This window comes from Pseudoalteromonas sp. TB41 (assembly GCF_000497975.1).
GTDB lineage: Bacteria > Pseudomonadota > Gammaproteobacteria > Enterobacterales > Alteromonadaceae > Pseudoalteromonas > Pseudoalteromonas tetraodonis.
On the sequence record NZ_AUTH01000007.1, the window covers coordinates 17,563 to 33,856 of the forward strand.

General features: G+C 38.8%; 17 protein-coding genes. 3 read left to right on the forward strand and 14 right to left on the reverse strand.

The window, feature by feature from the left end; translation table 11 throughout:
* Window positions 1-17: 17 nt before the first annotated feature.
* The 12 genes from L641_RS0100940 to L641_RS0100995 all read right to left on the reverse strand — a co-directional run bounded on the left by L641_RS0100940 (window position 18) and on the right by L641_RS0100995 (window position 9,729).
* Window positions 18-518, reverse strand: a complete 501-nt coding sequence (locus L641_RS0100940) for a DUF2878 domain-containing protein (RefSeq protein ID WP_013463262.1) — start codon at window positions 516-518, stop codon at window positions 18-20.
* On the reverse strand, window positions 496-1,758 hold the full coding sequence (locus L641_RS0100945; protein ID WP_024600867.1) for a cyclopropane-fatty-acyl-phospholipid synthase family protein: 1,263 nt from the start codon (window positions 1,756-1,758) through the stop codon (window positions 496-498). The genes L641_RS0100940 and L641_RS0100945 overlap by 23 nt, the downstream gene beginning before the upstream one ends.
* Window positions 1,759-1,812: 54 nt before the next feature.
* Complete coding sequence (locus L641_RS0100950) at window positions 1,813-2,550, reverse strand: DUF1365 domain-containing protein (protein ID WP_024600868.1); 738 nt, start codon at window positions 2,548-2,550, stop codon at window positions 1,813-1,815.
* Window positions 2,543-3,796 (reverse strand): FAD-dependent oxidoreductase, encoded by a 1,254-nt coding sequence (locus L641_RS0100955; protein WP_024600869.1) that lies wholly within the window; start codon window positions 3,794-3,796, stop codon window positions 2,543-2,545. Before L641_RS0100955 ends, L641_RS0100950 begins: the two co-directional genes overlap by 8 nt.
* Window positions 3,793-4,503, reverse strand: a complete 711-nt coding sequence (locus tag L641_RS0100960) for an SDR family NAD(P)-dependent oxidoreductase (RefSeq protein WP_024600870.1) — start codon at window positions 4,501-4,503, stop codon at window positions 3,793-3,795. The genes L641_RS0100955 and L641_RS0100960 overlap by 4 nt, the downstream gene beginning before the upstream one ends.
* Window positions 4,504-4,505: 2 nt before the next feature.
* Window positions 4,506-4,934 carry a nuclear transport factor 2 family protein gene (locus tag L641_RS0100965; RefSeq protein ID WP_013463257.1) on the reverse strand — a complete coding sequence of 143 codons (429 nt, stop codon included), beginning with the start codon at window positions 4,932-4,934 and terminating at the stop codon, window positions 4,506-4,508.
* Window position 4,935: 1 nt separating this feature from the next.
* The gene (phrB, locus tag L641_RS0100970) at window positions 4,936-6,330 is read right to left on the reverse strand and encodes a deoxyribodipyrimidine photo-lyase (protein WP_024600871.1); all 1,395 of its coding nucleotides are present in this window, start codon (window positions 6,328-6,330) and stop codon (window positions 4,936-4,938) included.
* On the reverse strand, window positions 6,330-7,283 hold the full coding sequence (locus L641_RS0100975; RefSeq protein ID WP_024600872.1) for a DUF523 and DUF1722 domain-containing protein: 954 nt from the start codon (window positions 7,281-7,283) through the stop codon (window positions 6,330-6,332). Before L641_RS0100975 ends, phrB begins: the two co-directional genes overlap by 1 nt.
* A gap of 8 nt (window positions 7,284-7,291) precedes the next feature.
* Window positions 7,292-7,957 (reverse strand): ChrR family anti-sigma-E factor, encoded by a 666-nt coding sequence (locus tag L641_RS0100980; protein ID WP_013463254.1) that lies wholly within the window; start codon window positions 7,955-7,957, stop codon window positions 7,292-7,294.
* Window positions 7,950-8,573: a sigma-70 family RNA polymerase sigma factor gene (locus L641_RS0100985; RefSeq protein ID WP_013463253.1), complete on the reverse strand. Its 624-nt coding sequence runs from the start codon at window positions 8,571-8,573 to the stop codon at window positions 7,950-7,952. The genes L641_RS0100980 and L641_RS0100985 overlap by 8 nt, the downstream gene beginning before the upstream one ends.
* A gap of 70 nt (window positions 8,574-8,643) precedes the next feature.
* A complete protein-coding gene (locus L641_RS0100990) occupies window positions 8,644-9,222 on the reverse strand; it encodes an LON peptidase substrate-binding domain-containing protein (RefSeq protein WP_029750255.1) in 579 nt (192 codons plus the stop codon).
* 228 nt (window positions 9,223-9,450) lie between these two features.
* Window positions 9,451-9,729 carry a hypothetical protein gene (locus L641_RS0100995; protein WP_013463251.1) on the reverse strand — a complete coding sequence of 93 codons (279 nt, stop codon included), beginning with the start codon at window positions 9,727-9,729 and terminating at the stop codon, window positions 9,451-9,453.
* 297 nt (window positions 9,730-10,026) lie between these two features.
* On the opposite strand from L641_RS0100995, the gene L641_RS0101000 reads away from it, so the two are divergent.
* Both L641_RS0101000 and L641_RS0101005 read left to right on the forward strand, forming a co-directional pair.
* A complete protein-coding gene (locus L641_RS0101000) occupies window positions 10,027-10,656 on the forward strand; it encodes a hemolysin III family protein (protein ID WP_024600874.1) in 630 nt (209 codons plus the stop codon).
* Window positions 10,657-10,859: 203 nt separating this feature from the next.
* Window positions 10,860-13,889 carry an EAL domain-containing protein gene (locus L641_RS0101005; protein WP_253944036.1) on the forward strand — a complete coding sequence of 1,010 codons (3,030 nt, stop codon included), beginning with the start codon at window positions 10,860-10,862 and terminating at the stop codon, window positions 13,887-13,889.
* Between the two features lies 1 nt (window position 13,890).
* On the opposite strand, the gene L641_RS0101010 is transcribed toward L641_RS0101005, so the two are convergent.
* Both L641_RS0101010 and L641_RS0101015 read right to left on the reverse strand, forming a co-directional pair.
* Window positions 13,891-14,196: an MGMT family protein gene (locus L641_RS0101010; RefSeq protein ID WP_013463248.1), complete on the reverse strand. Its 306-nt coding sequence runs from the start codon at window positions 14,194-14,196 to the stop codon at window positions 13,891-13,893.
* The gene (locus L641_RS0101015) at window positions 14,186-15,088 is read right to left on the reverse strand and encodes a LysR family transcriptional regulator (protein WP_024600876.1); all 903 of its coding nucleotides are present in this window, start codon (window positions 15,086-15,088) and stop codon (window positions 14,186-14,188) included. The genes L641_RS0101010 and L641_RS0101015 overlap by 11 nt, the downstream gene beginning before the upstream one ends.
* 122 nt (window positions 15,089-15,210) lie before the next feature.
* On the opposite strand from L641_RS0101015, the gene L641_RS0101020 reads away from it, so the two are divergent.
* On the forward strand, window positions 15,211-16,293 hold the full coding sequence (locus L641_RS0101020; RefSeq protein WP_024600877.1) for an efflux RND transporter periplasmic adaptor subunit: 1,083 nt from the start codon (window positions 15,211-15,213) through the stop codon (window positions 16,291-16,293).
* Window position 16,294 lies beyond the last annotated feature (1 nt).

A 16,294-nucleotide genomic window follows, 5' to 3' on the forward strand; every position in this document is an offset into this window, starting at 1 on the left:
CAGTAAATACAATTGTTTTATTGCTTAATAAACGCGCCAATTTTACCGTTAATAAATAAAATAACGCTAAACGTTGCAGCCCATAAAGCACCGTATAAAGGCCAAAATTGCCATAACGGCAAGCCGAGCTCTAACACATCGAATCGCGCCCCCGCCCAGTAACTTCCTGGTGCAAACACTAAGCATACAATAAACGCTTGCCAAGGTTTGATGGTTGTTAAAAACGACATTGAGGTGTTAATACATAGCAATAAAGCAGCCCATAAAAACACTAACCAAAGCGGAAATGGCGCTACTTTAAATTCAATCAGACCGAACTTAACCGCGATAAATTCACTTAGTAAGGCTAGTGGTAAGCACTTTAGAAGCAAAAAAGCATCCTGTTTTTTTTGCGCTGACAAATAAAACATTAATGCAATGACTACTGTTGAATAGACAATTGAATGCTGTTCAAGCAGTAGGCATAAAAACCACACTACTTGAAACAGTACAAAATTAATAAGCGAGTGCAATCTCATCATTACTACTCGTAAAACGGGGTTTGCGTGCCATTAAATGCACGGTGCTTGTTGCGCGAGTTCTAAATGCGCCCTCGCAATAAGCAAAATAAAATAGCCATAAACGATAAAATCGCTCATCAAATTTATTACTATCGAGGTTTGGCCAACTTGCAATGAAACGATCTCGCCAATCAGCAAGGGTTCTTGCGTAGTGAGCACCAATATCGCTAACTGTGTGGATATTCATATCGGTATGATTTTTTATTTGCTCACTCATTTCGTTGAGCGAAGGCAAACACCCACCAGGGAAAATATATTGCTGAATAAAGTCAGAATTTTTTAAATAATGCTGGTAACGCTGGTCGCTAATTGTAATTGCTTGAATAAGCATAGCACCGTCGTCTTTTAATAGCTGACCGCACTGAGTGAAAAAACTAGGCAAGTACTCATGACCAACCGCTTCTATCATCTCAATTGATACTAGCTTATCGTATTTACCGGTTAGTAAACGGTAATCTTGTTTGAGCAAGGTTATTTTGTTTTCAAGCCCAAGCTCTTTAATTTTATTTGCAACATAATCGTGCTGTTCATCAGAGATGGTAGTGGTTGTTACATGGCAGTCGTAGTGAGTAGCCGCATAAATTGCAAATGCTCCCCAACCTGTACCAATTTCAATGACAGTGTCGCCTTGTTGTAACTCGACTTGTTCACAAATACGCTGTAGTTTGTATTGCTGTGCTTGCTCAAGGGTGGCGTCTTTACTTGGGTATACGGCACTTGAATAAAGCATTTCTTTGCTTAAAAAAGACTCGTATAAGTCATTGCCTAAGTCGTAGTGCGCAACAATATTCTTTTTAGAGCCCGAGTGAGAATTTTTATTTTTAATGTGGTTTATACGATGAGCAATGTTACTAAAAAAAGCGAATTTCTTTTCAAATGCGTCTAGTTGGTCTTGGTTAATTGCAAAAATTTCTATCAACCGAGTTAAGTTATCACACTGCCACTGTCCTAATATGTAAGATTCTCCCGCGCCAATACTTCCCGAGAGCGCAAATGCTTTATACATAGCAGTATCATTAACGGTTACCGTTACTTTAAGCTCTGATGACATATCGCCAAATACAGACTGCTGATTATTATCTACAAGCACTATTTGGCCTGTTTCAATAGACGAGAACGCTTTGAATACTAACTTCTTGTATAAGTTAGTAAACCAACTTGTGCGTTCTTGAACGCGTAAGCTCGATACCTTTTCCATACACTTACCTATATTATTGTTATTACTTGTTAAACAACATAAATTAATAAAAAATTATGATCTACCTGAATGACCTAAAAATGGGACTTTTTTAACAAATAGTTTAAACGCTTGGTAATAAATACCTTTGAAAATAGACCATGTCATTGCTGGAAAACGCTTAAGCAATTTACTCATTTGTTCACAGCTCAGTGTTTGACGCTGTAACCTTAGTGATGCGTCAAAAAGTAATTCGTCATCACGCTTATTTTCTATACGTATCAGTATATTGTCTTGCTTTTGTCGAACAGTCCAATGGTAGTTCATATCTAAGTTCATGAAAGGTGATACGGAAAAAACTTTCTTAAAGTTCACTTTTTTTTGTAGTGGAACCAAGTAGTAATGTCGTTCATTCCATGGGGTATTACTCACCTCAGCGACCATGTAGCTAAATTGATTATCATAATGGCCAAAAAAATAAAAATTAACGGGGCTAAAGTAAATACCCAAGCAGCGTAACTGCCCTAACATATAAACATGACTGAACTTTTCTGTAACCCCTAGCGCAGCTAACTGAGCGTGAGCACGCTCTACAATGGGGTTATTGTCAGTATTCGGCAATCCTTTCAAATAATCAGACTGTTTAAATTTTAAAGCCTTAAATCCTGTGGTACCAAGTTGTTTATGTACCCCGTTAAGTGCTTCGATGTTATTTAAGTCAACCCACATCATATAAAGCGGGTAATTAAACGCGTGGTGTTTAACAGCAAAACGGCGATGTTTAACATCGCCTAAATACACTGCATTAGTCAAACTCTACTCCAAGTTGCTTGGCCACATCAACGGCGCTGCGCACACCATCCTCATGAAAACCGTTGTACCAATACGCTCCGCAAAAGTACGTGTTATTTTGTCCATCAACGGTATGTTTTTGCTGTTGGGCGGCAATAGACTCTTGGTTAAATACAGGATGATGATAGGTAAATTCACGTAAAATTTTACTCTGATTAATACCTTCTAAGTGGTTCAAGGTAACGCAGAACTGTGTATCTGATTTGATCCCTTGAAGTATATTCATTTGATACGTAACCACCGCCGCTTTATCGGTATTATTATTGAGCAAATAATTCCAACTTGCCCATGCGGCTTTTCTATCCGGTAATAATGATTCATCAGTGTGAAGTACTACTGAATTTTCTGTGTACGGGATAGCACCCAAAACAGTGGTTTCTTGCTCACAAGGATCGCCAAGCAAAGCTAAAGCTTGATCAGAGTGACAGGCAAAAATGACTTTATCAAACTGTGCTTGCTGATCATCTGCAAAGGTAATTGTTACGCCTTCTGCGTTTCTAGTGACAGACTTAATGTGACTGTTAAGTTTTATATTGTCGGCAAAACCGGCAATTAAAGGCTTAATGTATTCTCGCGAGCCACCGGGAATAACGTACCATTGAGGTCTATTGGCAATGTCTAGCAAACCATGGTTGAAGAAAAACTTTACAAAAAACTCAACCCCTACATTTTCCATTTCTTTAATGCTAGTAGACCAAATGGCAGCACCCATAGGTAAAATGTAGTGGTATTTAAAGAAATCATTAAAACGATGTTGTTGTAATAATTGACCTAGTGATTGCTCTGTGTAGTGACCTTTTGCGTGCAAAGCCTTACATAACTTATTAAAACGCACGATGTCATACAATAAACGCCAAAATTTAGGTCTAACTATATTTCTGCGCTGAGCAAATAAACTACTAAATGTATGCCCATTGTATTCAAAGCCGGTTGCTTCGTTATGCACACTAAAACTCATTTGTGTCGGTTTACGTTTTACACCAATGCGTTCAAGCAACTTTTCAAAATAAGGGTACGTTCTATTATTAAATACAATAAACCCCGTATCTACCGCGTAATTAATACCGCTGTGCTCTACATCTACAGTTGCGGTGTGACCACCAATATAATCATTTTTTTCAAATAATGTGACATCGTAATGCTTGTGCAGTAAATGCCCGCAGGTTAAACCTGATACGCCAGTCCCAATTATTGCTATTTTTTTCAACGGGTTAATCCTTTTGCAATTTTAAGCCAAAGCGAAAGTGGCAATATTCGCAATGCTTTAAGTATAAGTATAAAACGATAGGGGAAATGAACTTCTTTGCGGCGTTTAGCGACGCCTTTTATTATATAGTCAGCCGCTTTTTCGGCTGTAACAGCCATCGGCATAGGGAAATCATTTTTATCAGTTAAAGGGGTTTTTACAAAACCAGGGTGTACTAATGTCACATCAACATCGGTTAAATCTATCGCTAGGCTCTTAGCTAAATAACTAACGCCTGCCTTTGATGCACCGTAGGCTTCTGAACGTGGTAATGGTAAATAAGTAACACTTGAACTAACCATTACTAATTGCCCGCCAGAGACTATTTTTGGTAAAAGCGCCTCTAAGCAGTAACCCATTGATAACAAGTTAACGTTAATAACGCGCTCAAATAAGGCGCTATCAAAATTACGTGCATCGTCAACATACTCGCAGTTGCCAGCATTAAGAATTACGCGGTCAAATTGTGGGTAGCCGAGAGTGGCAGCTTTTATATCTTGCAAATTGGTTGCATCAAACTGGCAGGTTTCTATGTTGTTATGTTTGGCAAGTTCAGCGAGCTTTTGCGTATTTCGTCCACACGCAATGACTGTATCACCCTGCTCAGCATACTTAATAGCAAGTTTCTCACCAATACCCGACGTTGCACCTGTAATAAGGGTAATCATAGTTAACCAGCCCTTTTATCAATAAAATTAATGATATTACCTAGTAATGGGATATGCTTGTATAACAGCTCACCAGCATTAAAGTAATCTCGATGTTTTACAATCTTGTCGCCTTCAAATACCAACTTGCTGTGCCCTTGCACTGTGATGGTTTTACCGGCATTCAGTTTTGGGTGAGAGTAATACATTGTCCAATACACAAATGCGTTATTATCGTTGGTAAATGAATCGGTTATGTCAAATCGACAATCCTTAACATTACTGTATAAACCACAAAAATAACGCCTTAAATCTTCTAGACCATTAATTTCGTGCAGCGGATCTATAAATTGTATATTTTTTGCATAAATTTCGGTTAATAACTCAAGGTTATTTTTATCAAGCTTTTGATATATTTCTACAAATTTATCGACTGATAATTGGTTATCCATATCACACCTTAAATGCATCTAAAGCCCTAGCTCGTGCTGCTTTATGATCAACAATTGCCGGCCAGTAACAGTGTTCACTTTGCCCCGTTGCTGCTAAATAGGTATGAGGAAAATGAATGTGTTTATCTGGGACTTTTTCTAATTCAGGCAGATATTTACGAATAAATTGACCACTTGGATCAAAGCGTTCACTTTGAGTAATAGGGTTAAACACTCTAAAATAAGGCTGTGCATCACAGCCTGTACTTGCCGCCCATTGCCAGCCGCCATTATTCGAGGCTAAATCACCATCAATAAGGTGCTGCATAAAAAACTGCTCGCCCTTACGCCAGTCGATTAAAAGATGTTTAGTTAAGAAACTTGCCACTACCATTCGCAAACGGTTATGCATCCAACCAGTTTGCAATAGCTGTTGCATGGCAGCATCAACAAGTGGATAGCCAGTGCGGCCTTCACACCAAAGCTTAAATTCAGCCTCATTATCACGCCAAACAACACTATCGTACTTTTCGTTGAAATTAGCACCGCGCGATAATTTAGGAAATTCGGCAATGAGGTGTTTATAAAATTCACGCCAAATCAGCTCGTTCACCCACGTAAAGGTTTTACTTTTTGAGGTAGTCAAAATATCTGGATACTGCTGTTGTATGTTGACCATTAACTGCTTACTGCTAACAACCCCTAATGCTAAATATGGGCTTAAACCTGATGTTCCTTTTACACTAGGTATATCGCGTACATCATCATAACTTGCTAATTTATCATGGATAAAATTATCGACCACATTCGCTAAAGTGTCGTCATCAACCGGCCATTTTTTTGAACTGTCATCACTGCTGAGTAATTCACACGATTCAATCTCAATAGGGTTTGAAGATAATGGCCACGACACCAAGCTAAAGTGAGTATCTTGATACTGTTTTAACCACGCCCGCTTAAAGGGCGTAAACACTTTATACATTTCATTGTTTTGTGTGCGTACACTGCCAACAGGTGCAATGATGTCACCTTCGTATAAAGTAAATGTTATTTGCTGTTGATCGCATTGCGCTTGAATCGCTTTATCTCTATTAAACTCATTAAGCTCATATTCTTTATTGGCTATTATGTGTTTAATCTCATACTGCTGACAAAATTCGAGAAGCTTAGTTTGGCAGTCTGTGAAATAAGGAGCCTCTATCACGTGTAAATTAATGCCATACTCAGCTAATTTTTCACGGATATAACTGACTCTGCGTTTTAGCAAATCAATTTGAATTGGTGCAGTGTTATGCTGTGCCCATTGTTTTTCGCACACAAAAAAAATGGTGTGTTTAGCACCATTATTTAACGCTTCAATAAGCGCTTCGTTTGAAAAAAGGCGCAAATCGCGCCTAAACCAAAATAGTGTATTCATTACAAACCGTAACGTAACTTTAATTCATTAGGATAAGGGTTAAAGTATATTTGCTTGCTTAAATATTCATTAGGATGAACCTTTAAATGATGCTTAAGCAAGGTTAGTGGTACATAAAGCGGTACCAACCCTTGGCGATATTCGTCTATTGCATCTCGCATTTCTTCTTTTTCGATTTTCGATAAATCTCTTTTGAAGTAACCTTGCAAGTGCATTAAAGTATTTGAATTGTTTTTTCTTGACGCAGGACGTTTCAACGCGGTCATTAAACCGAGAATATACTCATCGGCTAATGCGTTTATATCATCACCTAAATAAGTACCAAGCAAGTGGCCTAAGTCACGGTAAGCTTGATAGTTATGAGCCATCAACAAGTATTTGTATTGCGCGTGAAACTGAGTTAACCGATGAACTGTAATGGGTTCTTTCACCAACTGCTGCCAATTATGTAATGTATAAACACGCATAACAAAATTTTCGCGTAAATGAACGTCGTTCAAACGACCGTTTTCTTCACAGGGCAGTAATGGATTGTGTTTCATGATTTGTTCTGCAAAAAAACCAATCCCTTCAGAGGTGTTACCGGTTCCTGCTTCATTGTAAATTTTAACGCGCTCCATGCCGCAACTCGGGCTTTTAGCACAAAAAACAAACCCACTTAAATGACCAGCTTGCTCGGTGGCTATTTTTTTGCCGTATTCTGTTAGCTGAGGGCCAACATCACCTGTACCATCTGGACGACACACTTTAATTGTATCAGCAGTTCTTACTTGACGAATTGTCGGGCGCGGTATAGGTAAGCCAACCGCAACCTCAGGACAATACATTTTATATTCAACATGTTTTGCCAGCTCTTCCATACAAAAGTTAGATTTTTTGTGGCCGCTGTCAAATCTTACCTTTTCGCCTGCTAAGCAGGCGCTAATACCTATTTTTATTGTATCTGTTTGCATAGATTCTCTTAATAAATCAAGCTGCCAATTGGATTAAGCAACTTGCTAAGTCCTTTATTGAAATGTAGCGCACTACTGACTACAGTAAAGCACAAACATCCCTCTTTTGTTAAAGGAGTATGTTGATGACGGCCATCTTGCCAAATAAAATCACCTGGTACATAACTGCCTTCTTCATCTGTAAATTCGCCATCAAGAAGTAGCGTAACTTCAAAACCTGTATGTGTATGCTCAGGAATTTCACCGCCTGCGTCTATGTGCAATAAACTCGAGCGCAAATGCCCATCGTCAAGCGCTATACGTGAACGAGCAAGCTTACCTACTTGTGTAAATTTGCTATGAGAAATACGTGTTAATGCTCTTGGTAAGCTGTAATTATAGTCATTCACTTCAATAGTGACAGGTTCAACGGCATAAACTTCATCAATCGAATCGTCTGACGTGATTAATTCAAGCAACCCTGAGTCCGCTATATCGTCGCTTTGCTCATCGTTATTAACATTCATGTTGTCACTAAACACTGCTTTTGCATTACTTGCCTCGAGTTTTTCAACCTCAGCTTGGCATATTGGGCACATATCTACATGAATAGATACGGCTAAGCTTAGTGATGCGGGAAGTGTTGCTGCACAGTATTGTGTCAGTAGTGTTTCACTCGGGTGATGTTTAATCATGCTGATCTCCCATTTCATTACGTAATTTCTGCAAGGCTAAACGTAATCGTGATTTTACCGTGCCTACTGGAATGTTTAATTGTTGAGCAAGCTGCTCTTGCGACATATCTTGAAAGTAAACACCGCGTACCACTTCTCTTTGTGCTTGTGGCAGTTTATCTAGGTAGCGCTTAATTTGTTTATCTTCAAGGTGGTCACTGTATTCGTGATGTGTATCTTCTGATTCATTCAATAACGGCCAGATGTCTTCGCTGATATTTTCTTCTTTGTTACTTTTCATTTTTCGAAGCATATCAAAGGACGCATTACGCATTACCGTATAAACCCACGTAGTGGCTGCGCCTTTGTCGCTGTTGTACAAATGCGCTTTTCGCCACACTGAAGTGAGCGTTTCTTGCACCAACTCCATTGCTTGGGCTTCTACACCAAACTGCTTAATGCCAAAGCGTTTGATCTTTGGTGCAAAATATTCAAACAAGTACGCGAAAGATTTTTTATCGCGAGATTGGGCTACATTAACTAATGCTTCCCTGAGTTCCGTACTTGGCGTTTCTGGCATGGCAGTATACTTACCTGTGTTAGGTTCACAACGTAATGTTTGTTGTTGACTTACCATAGTAAAATGTCCCGTTATAGCTTTTGTAAGTACCATTACGAGCTAAGAATGTAAGCGGATCAAAATTATTTTAGGCAAATTCGTTATTAATCACAGTATGGAGGAAATTCAGCAAGTTATCAAAATTAGTTTCAAATGCAAGTTGTTGTTTTTTCTCAATAGAAATAGGGAGAAGCTCAAGCCATCTGGCAACAACCCAAGTAAGTTGATTAAACTGGGTATGTTTATAAAGAGACTGTAGCTGTGGGTTATTAGAGAATACTTCTTCTAGTGCCACTTGAAGTAGTTGATGTTCACCAATGTCATGATTACTGCTATTGTACCAATAAGGTGTATTGCACGCAGAGACCTCGCCATGGCGTAACTCCTGTTCGTCTTGGTACACGTTATCTAGTTGCACACTTTTTGATGCAAAAACATCAATCAACAGCATACCGCTTTCGTCTTGATCAAAATCAATAATATCCATTAAACACCCTTGGGCGCTTATATTAAATGGTGTGTCGTGTTCGAAGGTGCAAAGTACAAAACCGCTGTTTGTTTTTAATGCGTTTCTAACCATCGTCAAATAACGAGGCTCAAATATACGTAATCGCGTATAGCCTTCAGGTAATATAAAAATCGGTAATGGGAAAATCGCACGTTTCATAAAGTCTACTTCTTTCAAACACTCTGCCTTTATTTACGTGCGCTCTATTGAAGTCGATCAGCTTTAGTTACATCGATTGTTTTACCGTGTAAGTGCATTCGCTAATTAAACCTCGTTCCCACATTTTTTATCATGTAAGCGATGTAATATACACTCAGTACACTTGCCACTGGCGCCAACATCAGGGCTAACAATTCGAACTCGCTGTTCATCACTTATTCCCTATTTTTATTGCTTTTGTTGTGTTTTTACTACAAGTTGCTTTTCATCAATGCCACTATTATCAACAACTGGGTTGGTTTGTAGTAAACCATCTAAAATAGCTTGGGCATCAAAAGAAACGGCTTCTTTTACTGACTGTTCAAGTTCATGGGTTGCTTGTGATACATAAGTTGTCACCGTTTTAGTCAACATATCTGTAATATCTAAATCGACCTCTGTTGCATGTACTTGAGATGAACCTAATAAAAGTAAACTAGCCAGTGTCATGTTAATTGAAGTTTTCATAATGTTATTCCTTGTTTGTTTATTGGTTAATACACCTAGATACAATCAAGGGCTGTGCCATAAAGAAAAAAATCAATAAACCTTTGTTTTATAAAGATATAAAATAAAAATGTTAAGATTTGCAAAATATGTGTTAGTTAATTTAACTAACAATTTAAAAAATATAACCAAATAGTAGTGTATTTTTTAACATGCCGTAATCCATAAACTGGCAGCACCATGTCAATCAATTCTCAATTGATAATTTCAGCGCACACTTGTACACTAAACACCAAATTATAAGTGGTAAGATCTGTTATGTCTGTTGAAGCGCCCTATTCTAAAAAAGAAGAGCTATTAAATGTTGTTAGCCATGCTTTAGGTATTTTATTTGCTACGTTTGTAATTTGGGATTTATTTAATCAAGCTAACTCTGTAAAAGGTTACGCCAGCACAGTCGTTTATGGCAGCAGCTTATTTATTTTATTTTTGTCCTCTACACTTTATCACGCCAGTGTTCGCCCTAAATTAAGAGCGTTTTATAAAAAATGTGACCACTGTGCTATTTACATGCTTATTGCTGGCACATATACCCCTTTTTTATTACTCTCTTTATCTGGGATTTGGTCTTGGGCTACCTTGGTATTTATTTGGACAGTAGCTTTAGCCGGTGTTGCTTATAAACTGCTTGTTAAAAATGGCAATAAAAAAGTGTCACTCGCTACCTATTTATTAATGGGCTGGTTTGCACTGGCAATTATATACCCACTTTACTCAAACTTACCTATCAACGCACTATACTGGCTACTTACTGGCGGTTTATTTTATAGCGTGGGTACATTGTTTTACAGCGCTAAAAACACTCAATATAGCCACGCTATTTGGCATCTTTTTGTCATTGGCGGTTGTGTAAGTCATTATATTGCCATTACTCACTATGTGTATTAACTAAATACACATAGTGCCTTCCTAGCTAATCTCACAATGTAGCCTATTATTTTACTCAAGCTTTAGTAAATCACGGTGGTTATTTTAAAGTATAATTAAATCTCCCTAATGCTTTAGATGACTGTTTGCTATACTGTTTCAGGAACTTAAAACGCCATTGTTCTAAATGGACGCGGCTTAAACAACGCTAGGTGTTATTTACATTGTCACCATCTAATACTCGACCACAGATACTGAGCTTGTTTATAAAAGCAAGACTGGTGTTGATCACATTGTTAATCTCAACGCTTGCATCTGTGTATTCAATTTATCTACTCGATCAATACATTTATCAGCAAAAGCAAAACTCTATCAGAAAGGTGGCGGGTAGCTACGTTAACCATATTAGAAATAATCTTAACCAAGCACTTTCTGCAGCCTATCCTATTGCGGCATTAATTCGTACTCAAAATGGCGAGACTAAAGGCTTTGAAGAACTCGCTTCTGAAATGTTAAGTCTTTATCCTGGTCTTGACGCCTTACAACTTCATAAAAACGGTATTCTTACACACGTTGTTCCACTTAAGGGCAATGAAAGTGCTATCGGTAATAATGTTTTAGAGAACCCACTGCGAACGCAAGAGGCATTTTTAGCCAAAAAAACAGGTAAATTAACCCTTGCTGGCCCTTTTGAATTATTTCAAGGTGGTATGGGTACAGCGGCTAGGCTGCCTGTGTATCTAGATACCTCACAGGGAAACCAGTTTTGGGGATTTGCCACTGCGCTTATTCGTTTTCCTGATATTCTTCAAAGCGTTAATTTAGCTCAACTGCCACAGGCAGGCATTGGTTATGAGCTTTCAAAAGTCATGCCCGATACAAATGATGTGCAAATCATTGCTACCTCAGACAACCAAATAACAAAAAACACGGTCGACTTTAACATACAAGTGCCAAACGGCGTTTGGGTATTTAAAGCCTACCCTATCAGGGGCTGGCAAGACAATAGTATGCTGTTACTTGGTATTGCTATTGCGGTTGTGTTTACTTTTTTAACTACACTTTCATCTTATCTGATAACCCGATTAAGAGCGAGCCACCTAAAATTAGAAAAAAAAGTAGAGCAACGTACTCATGCATTACAAAATAACATTAAAGCACTAACTGATACCGAAAGACGACTTCTTTTAAGCCAAAAAGTGGGGGGAATTGCGACTTGGGAATGGGACATAAAAACCAATGTAATCCGCTTTTCTGAACATGGTATAAGACTAATTACCGGCAATGTTAAACAATTAGAAATGACTAAAAATGAATACCTAGCCAGTATTCACCCAGATGATCGCGCCAATATAGTAAGCGATATAAATCAATGTATTGACGCGGCGAAAGAATATAATGTTGATCACCGTATTATTACTAAACGGGGTAACGTTCGTTGGTTTAATACTAAAGGGACTCTTGTTAGAGACAGCTCTGGCAGCGCAATTACCATGTTGGGTGTCTCGGTTGATATTACTGAACGTAAATTAATTGAAGAAAAACTGCATTTATCCTCTCGGGTTTTTAGAGATACCCACGAAGGGATAATTATTACAAATGCGGATAAAGTTATTGTTGATGTCAATCCTGCCTTTTGTCATATAACCGGTTATAGCCATGATGAAGTTATAGGTCGCAATCCATCATTTTTAAATTCGGGCAAACAAACTGAGTCATTTTATAAAAACATATGGAAACAGCTCAGCCTATATGGTCATTGGCAAGGTGAAGTATGGAACTGCAAAAAAGACGGTGAACTGTATGCTGAGCTACTCAATATTTCAGTTTTAAAAGACGACAACAACGTTACTTTTTACTTAGGAATTTTTACCGATATCACCCAAGCTAAACGCCAACAAGAGCAACTTAGTCGTATTGCACATTATGATTTATTAACTAACTTGCCAAACCGCGTATTGCTTGCCGATAGACTCAGTCAAACCATGTTGCAATGCCGTCGCCTTAACAATTCTCTGGCTGTGGTGTTTCTTGATTTAGATGGATTTAAGCATGTTAATGACTCTCATGGCCATGATATTGGCGATAAATTATTAATTGCACTTTCTATTCGTTTAAAAGATGCACTTCGTGAAGGTGATAGCTTGGCCCGTATTGGTGGCGATGAATTCGTTGCTGTATTGACTAATTTAGGATCAGTTGCCGATTGCGTGCCCGTACTTGAGAGGCTTCTGGCCGCAGCAGCTAAACCTGTCACTGTTAACGATATTGTTTTGAATGTCTCTGCCAGTATTGGCGTAACAATATACCCAGAAGATAATTTAGATGCTGAACAACTGATGCGCCATGCCGATCAAGCCATGTATATTGCCAAACAAATGGGCAAAAATCGTTATCATTTATTCGATACGAGTCAAGGAGATACAGTTAAATTACAGCAAACCGGCATTACACTTATCCGTGAAGCCTTAGCCAATAATTGGTTTGTACTTTATTATCAACCAAAAGTAGATATGCGAACGGGCAGTATGATTGGTGTTGAGGCATTAATACGCTTGCAACATCCAGAGCGCGGCCTGCTTAGCCCTATTGAATTTTTACCGGTAATTGAAAACAATGCGCTAATGATAGACGTTGGCGAATGGGTTATTAACGCTGCATTATCTCAAATTAACCAATGGCAAATTTTAACACCTAGTTTAAACATAAAAGTGAGCGTTAATGTTGCCGCAGTTCAATTACAGCAGCCTGAATTTAAAGCGCGGCTAACTGAATTACTATTGGCTCATCCACAGGTCGATGCTAGAAACCTAGAGCTAGAAGTACTTGAAACCAGTGCACTTAAAGATGTGGCCCACGTATCTAAAACCATGCAAGATTGTAAAGCTTTGGGCGTTGAGTTTTCACTAGATGACTTTGGTACGGGTTACTCCTCACTCACATACTTAAGGCGTTTACCTGCAAGCTTAATAAAGATAGATCAAAGCTTTGTTAGAGATATGCTTGAAGACTCGAACGATTTAGCAATTGTAAAAGGCGTTATTGCACTGGCTAATTCGTTTAAACGAAGCGTTATAGCTGAAGGCGTAGAAACCCCTGAGCATGCAGCAACACTAATGCTACTTGGCTGTTATCTAGCACAAGGCTATGGTATTGCTAAGCCAATGAAAGCCGAAGATATTCCTATTTGGCTAGACGAATGGACCGCAGATGAAATTTGGGCTTTAACTGACTTACATAAAATGGATAATTAGTTTATTGCCAGCGGTGTTTTGCCATATTGATTCGTTGATTGTTAAAAGTAACACCCTCAGAAAGTAGCTTTTCTCGTTGCGTTTGATACAGCGCACTGCCCTGTGCAAACGCTATTTTACCTTGGCTGTTAACCACTCTATGCCAAGGGATCGTCGAATCTTTTGGCATCTCTTTTAATAATCGGCCAACTAGCCTTGCATTATTAGGATACCCTGCAAGCGCCGCTACTTGGCCATAACTGGCAACACACCCTGAGGGTATACTCGCAATAATAGTATAAATAACCGTTTCTTTATTAACGTCCATTATTGTTTAAGTACTCCTGACTGAGTAATTCAAATTGCTGCCAAATTTTACGGGCAACAGGACCATGGTGCATGGCATGTTGACGAAAAGCACGAATTTGCGCGCTAAACTGATGCTCTCTGTCTGTTACTATTATTTGCTGTAATGAGCCCGCGGCAATTTCTTTTTTACAGTGGCCTAAGCTCATCATTGCCCATCCTGCACCTGACAATAAAAACGACTTTAGGGTAGATATGTCATCTATTTTCATTACCGCAGCCCCTTTAGAATAAGACAACCTGTCGCTGTCTATGCTCAAGCCACTTTCAAACATCGCTAAACACGGGTAAAGTTGTAACTCATCGTAGGTAAGCTGCTTAGGTAAAATCCCTTTTGCGCCAACAATGCCTATATCTAGCTTGCCTATCGGTAAGCTTTCTAAATCGCCGGTGGCATGAAATAAATCAAACCATGGGCCAATCCCAAGCTCGGCTTGGCCGGTATTCACTTGCTCTAAAGATACAAACCGTTTACCACTGGTTAAACGAAATTCTGTACTAGAAAAATGCTTAAAAGTATTACTTATGATCTCGTTATAACTTTGCACATGACAAATTTGCTCATAGCAAACTCTATATTGCGCTTCATTCCCCAGCGCCAGCTCGGTTGCAAGCTGTGTAAGCTGCTCATTCGCGTTTAAAAGCTGTTTAGCTTCACGATGAAAAATACGTCCTTTTTCGGTAAGTTGTAATCGGTATTTAGAACGGTCGAGTAGATCAAAACCTAATTTCGCTTCTAAGTTTTTAATCGCCAGTGTCAATGCAGGCTGAGTTTTATGTAGCTTTAATGCAGCGCCACTTAAGCTCGCACTTTGCACAATAGCATCTAAAATTTGTAATTGATTAAGTTTCATAGTCAGCCCAGCACATTATAAGTAAAACTTATTGAGTTTCTAAAATTTAATGAATTTTATTTTATATGTTTGCAGCGTATGCTGCACTGACTTATTTAGCCTTTTTTTATCATGGAGATATCATGCCACTGTTTCGCTTATGTTTACTATCTGCGACATTACTAAGTTTAATAGGCTGCTCGGAGCCAGAGAAAATAGTTAAAGAAGAGCCGATTCGCCCTGTTAAATTATTTAGTATTGGTCATGATTCGCAAACAAACATACGCAGTTTTCCTGCGGAAGTCGTTGCAAACCAGGGCTCGTACCTGGCTTTTAGGGTCAATGGTGAGTTGGTTGAATTTCCTGTATTAGCCGGTGAGCAGGTAAAAAAAGGGCAACTATTGGCGAAATTAGACCCTGAAGATTTTCAATTACAATATAATGAGCGCAAAGCGCGCTATGAACTGGCTAAGTCGCAGCTAAAACGTATTAAACAACTATTTGATAAAAATATCACCAGTCAATCCGAGCTTGATCAAGCGGTTGCCAATGAACAAGTCGCTGAGTCAGCGTTTAAAATTGCAGAAACAAATTTAGAGTACAGTGAACTTCGTGCTCCTTTTGCTGGCATAGTAGCCAAAGTGTTTGTAAAAAACTTTGAAAGTATTAAAGCAAAACAAAATGTTTTGCGCTTAGAAACCCGTGATTTTATGGATGTAGCAATACAGGTTCCTGAAAAAATCGTGGCACGTATTCAAAAAGATACCCAATATCAACCTATGGTTGAATTTGATGGCTATCACGACAAGCAATACAAACTCACGCTTAAAGAATGGGATACCCAAGCCGATCCTGCAACACTCACCTATAAAGTGGTGTTTTCATTACCGGTGCCAGAAGATTTTAACTTACTTGCGGGTATGTCGGGACAAGTGATGATAGATTTGAGCAAAGTTACACGCTCACAAACCCCCTACACTATTTTACCTATTGAGTCGGTATTTTCAGATCCTAATAAAAGCCTAAGCGATAATGCCTATGTGTGGGTTTTTAATCAGCAAACTGGCACTGTGCATAAACAAGCAGTACAAGTGGGCCAATTGCATCACGACACTATTGAAGTTCTTAGCGGCGTAAAAGAAGGCCAACAAATTGTCTCTGCTGGTGTTCACTCTTTACAAGAGGGCATGTCTGTTCGCCCTTGGAATAAAGAGCGAGGCTTATAAT

What these genes read in the sequence shown, in the direction of transcription:
- L641_RS0101000 (WP_024600874.1), top strand. Translation starts at nt 10,027, where the DNA reads ATGTCTGTTGAAGCGCCCTATTCTAAAAAAGAAGAGCTATTAAATGTT.
- L641_RS0100995 (WP_013463251.1), bottom strand. Translation starts at nt 9,729, where the DNA reads ATGAAAACTTCAATTAACATGACACTGGCTAGTTTACTTTTATTAGGT.
- L641_RS0100960 (WP_024600870.1), bottom strand. Translation starts at nt 4,503, where the DNA reads ATGATTACCCTTATTACAGGTGCAACGTCGGGTATTGGTGAGAAACTT.
- L641_RS0101010 (WP_013463248.1), bottom strand. Translation starts at nt 14,196, where the DNA reads ATGGACGTTAATAAAGAAACGGTTATTTATACTATTATTGCGAGTATA.
- L641_RS0100945 (WP_024600867.1), bottom strand. Translation starts at nt 1,758, where the DNA reads ATGGAAAAGGTATCGAGCTTACGCGTTCAAGAACGCACAAGTTGGTTT.
- L641_RS0100980 (WP_013463254.1), bottom strand. Translation starts at nt 7,957, where the DNA reads ATGATTAAACATCACCCGAGTGAAACACTACTGACACAATACTGTGCA.
- L641_RS0100975 (WP_024600872.1), bottom strand. Translation starts at nt 7,283, where the DNA reads ATGCAAACAGATACAATAAAAATAGGTATTAGCGCCTGCTTAGCAGGC.
- L641_RS0101015 (WP_024600876.1), bottom strand. Translation starts at nt 15,088, where the DNA reads ATGAAACTTAATCAATTACAAATTTTAGATGCTATTGTGCAAAGTGCG.
- L641_RS0100985 (WP_013463253.1), bottom strand. Translation starts at nt 8,573, where the DNA reads ATGGTAAGTCAACAACAAACATTACGTTGTGAACCTAACACAGGTAAG.
- L641_RS0100965 (WP_013463257.1), bottom strand. Translation starts at nt 4,934, where the DNA reads ATGGATAACCAATTATCAGTCGATAAATTTGTAGAAATATATCAAAAG.
- phrB (WP_024600871.1), bottom strand. Translation starts at nt 6,330, where the DNA reads ATGAATACACTATTTTGGTTTAGGCGCGATTTGCGCCTTTTTTCAAAC.
- L641_RS0101020 (WP_024600877.1), top strand. Translation starts at nt 15,211, where the DNA reads ATGCCACTGTTTCGCTTATGTTTACTATCTGCGACATTACTAAGTTTA.
- L641_RS0100990 (WP_029750255.1), bottom strand. Translation starts at nt 9,222, where the DNA reads ATGAAACGTGCGATTTTCCCATTACCGATTTTTATATTACCTGAAGGC.
- L641_RS0100940 (WP_013463262.1), bottom strand. Translation starts at nt 518, where the DNA reads ATGAGATTGCACTCGCTTATTAATTTTGTACTGTTTCAAGTAGTGTGG.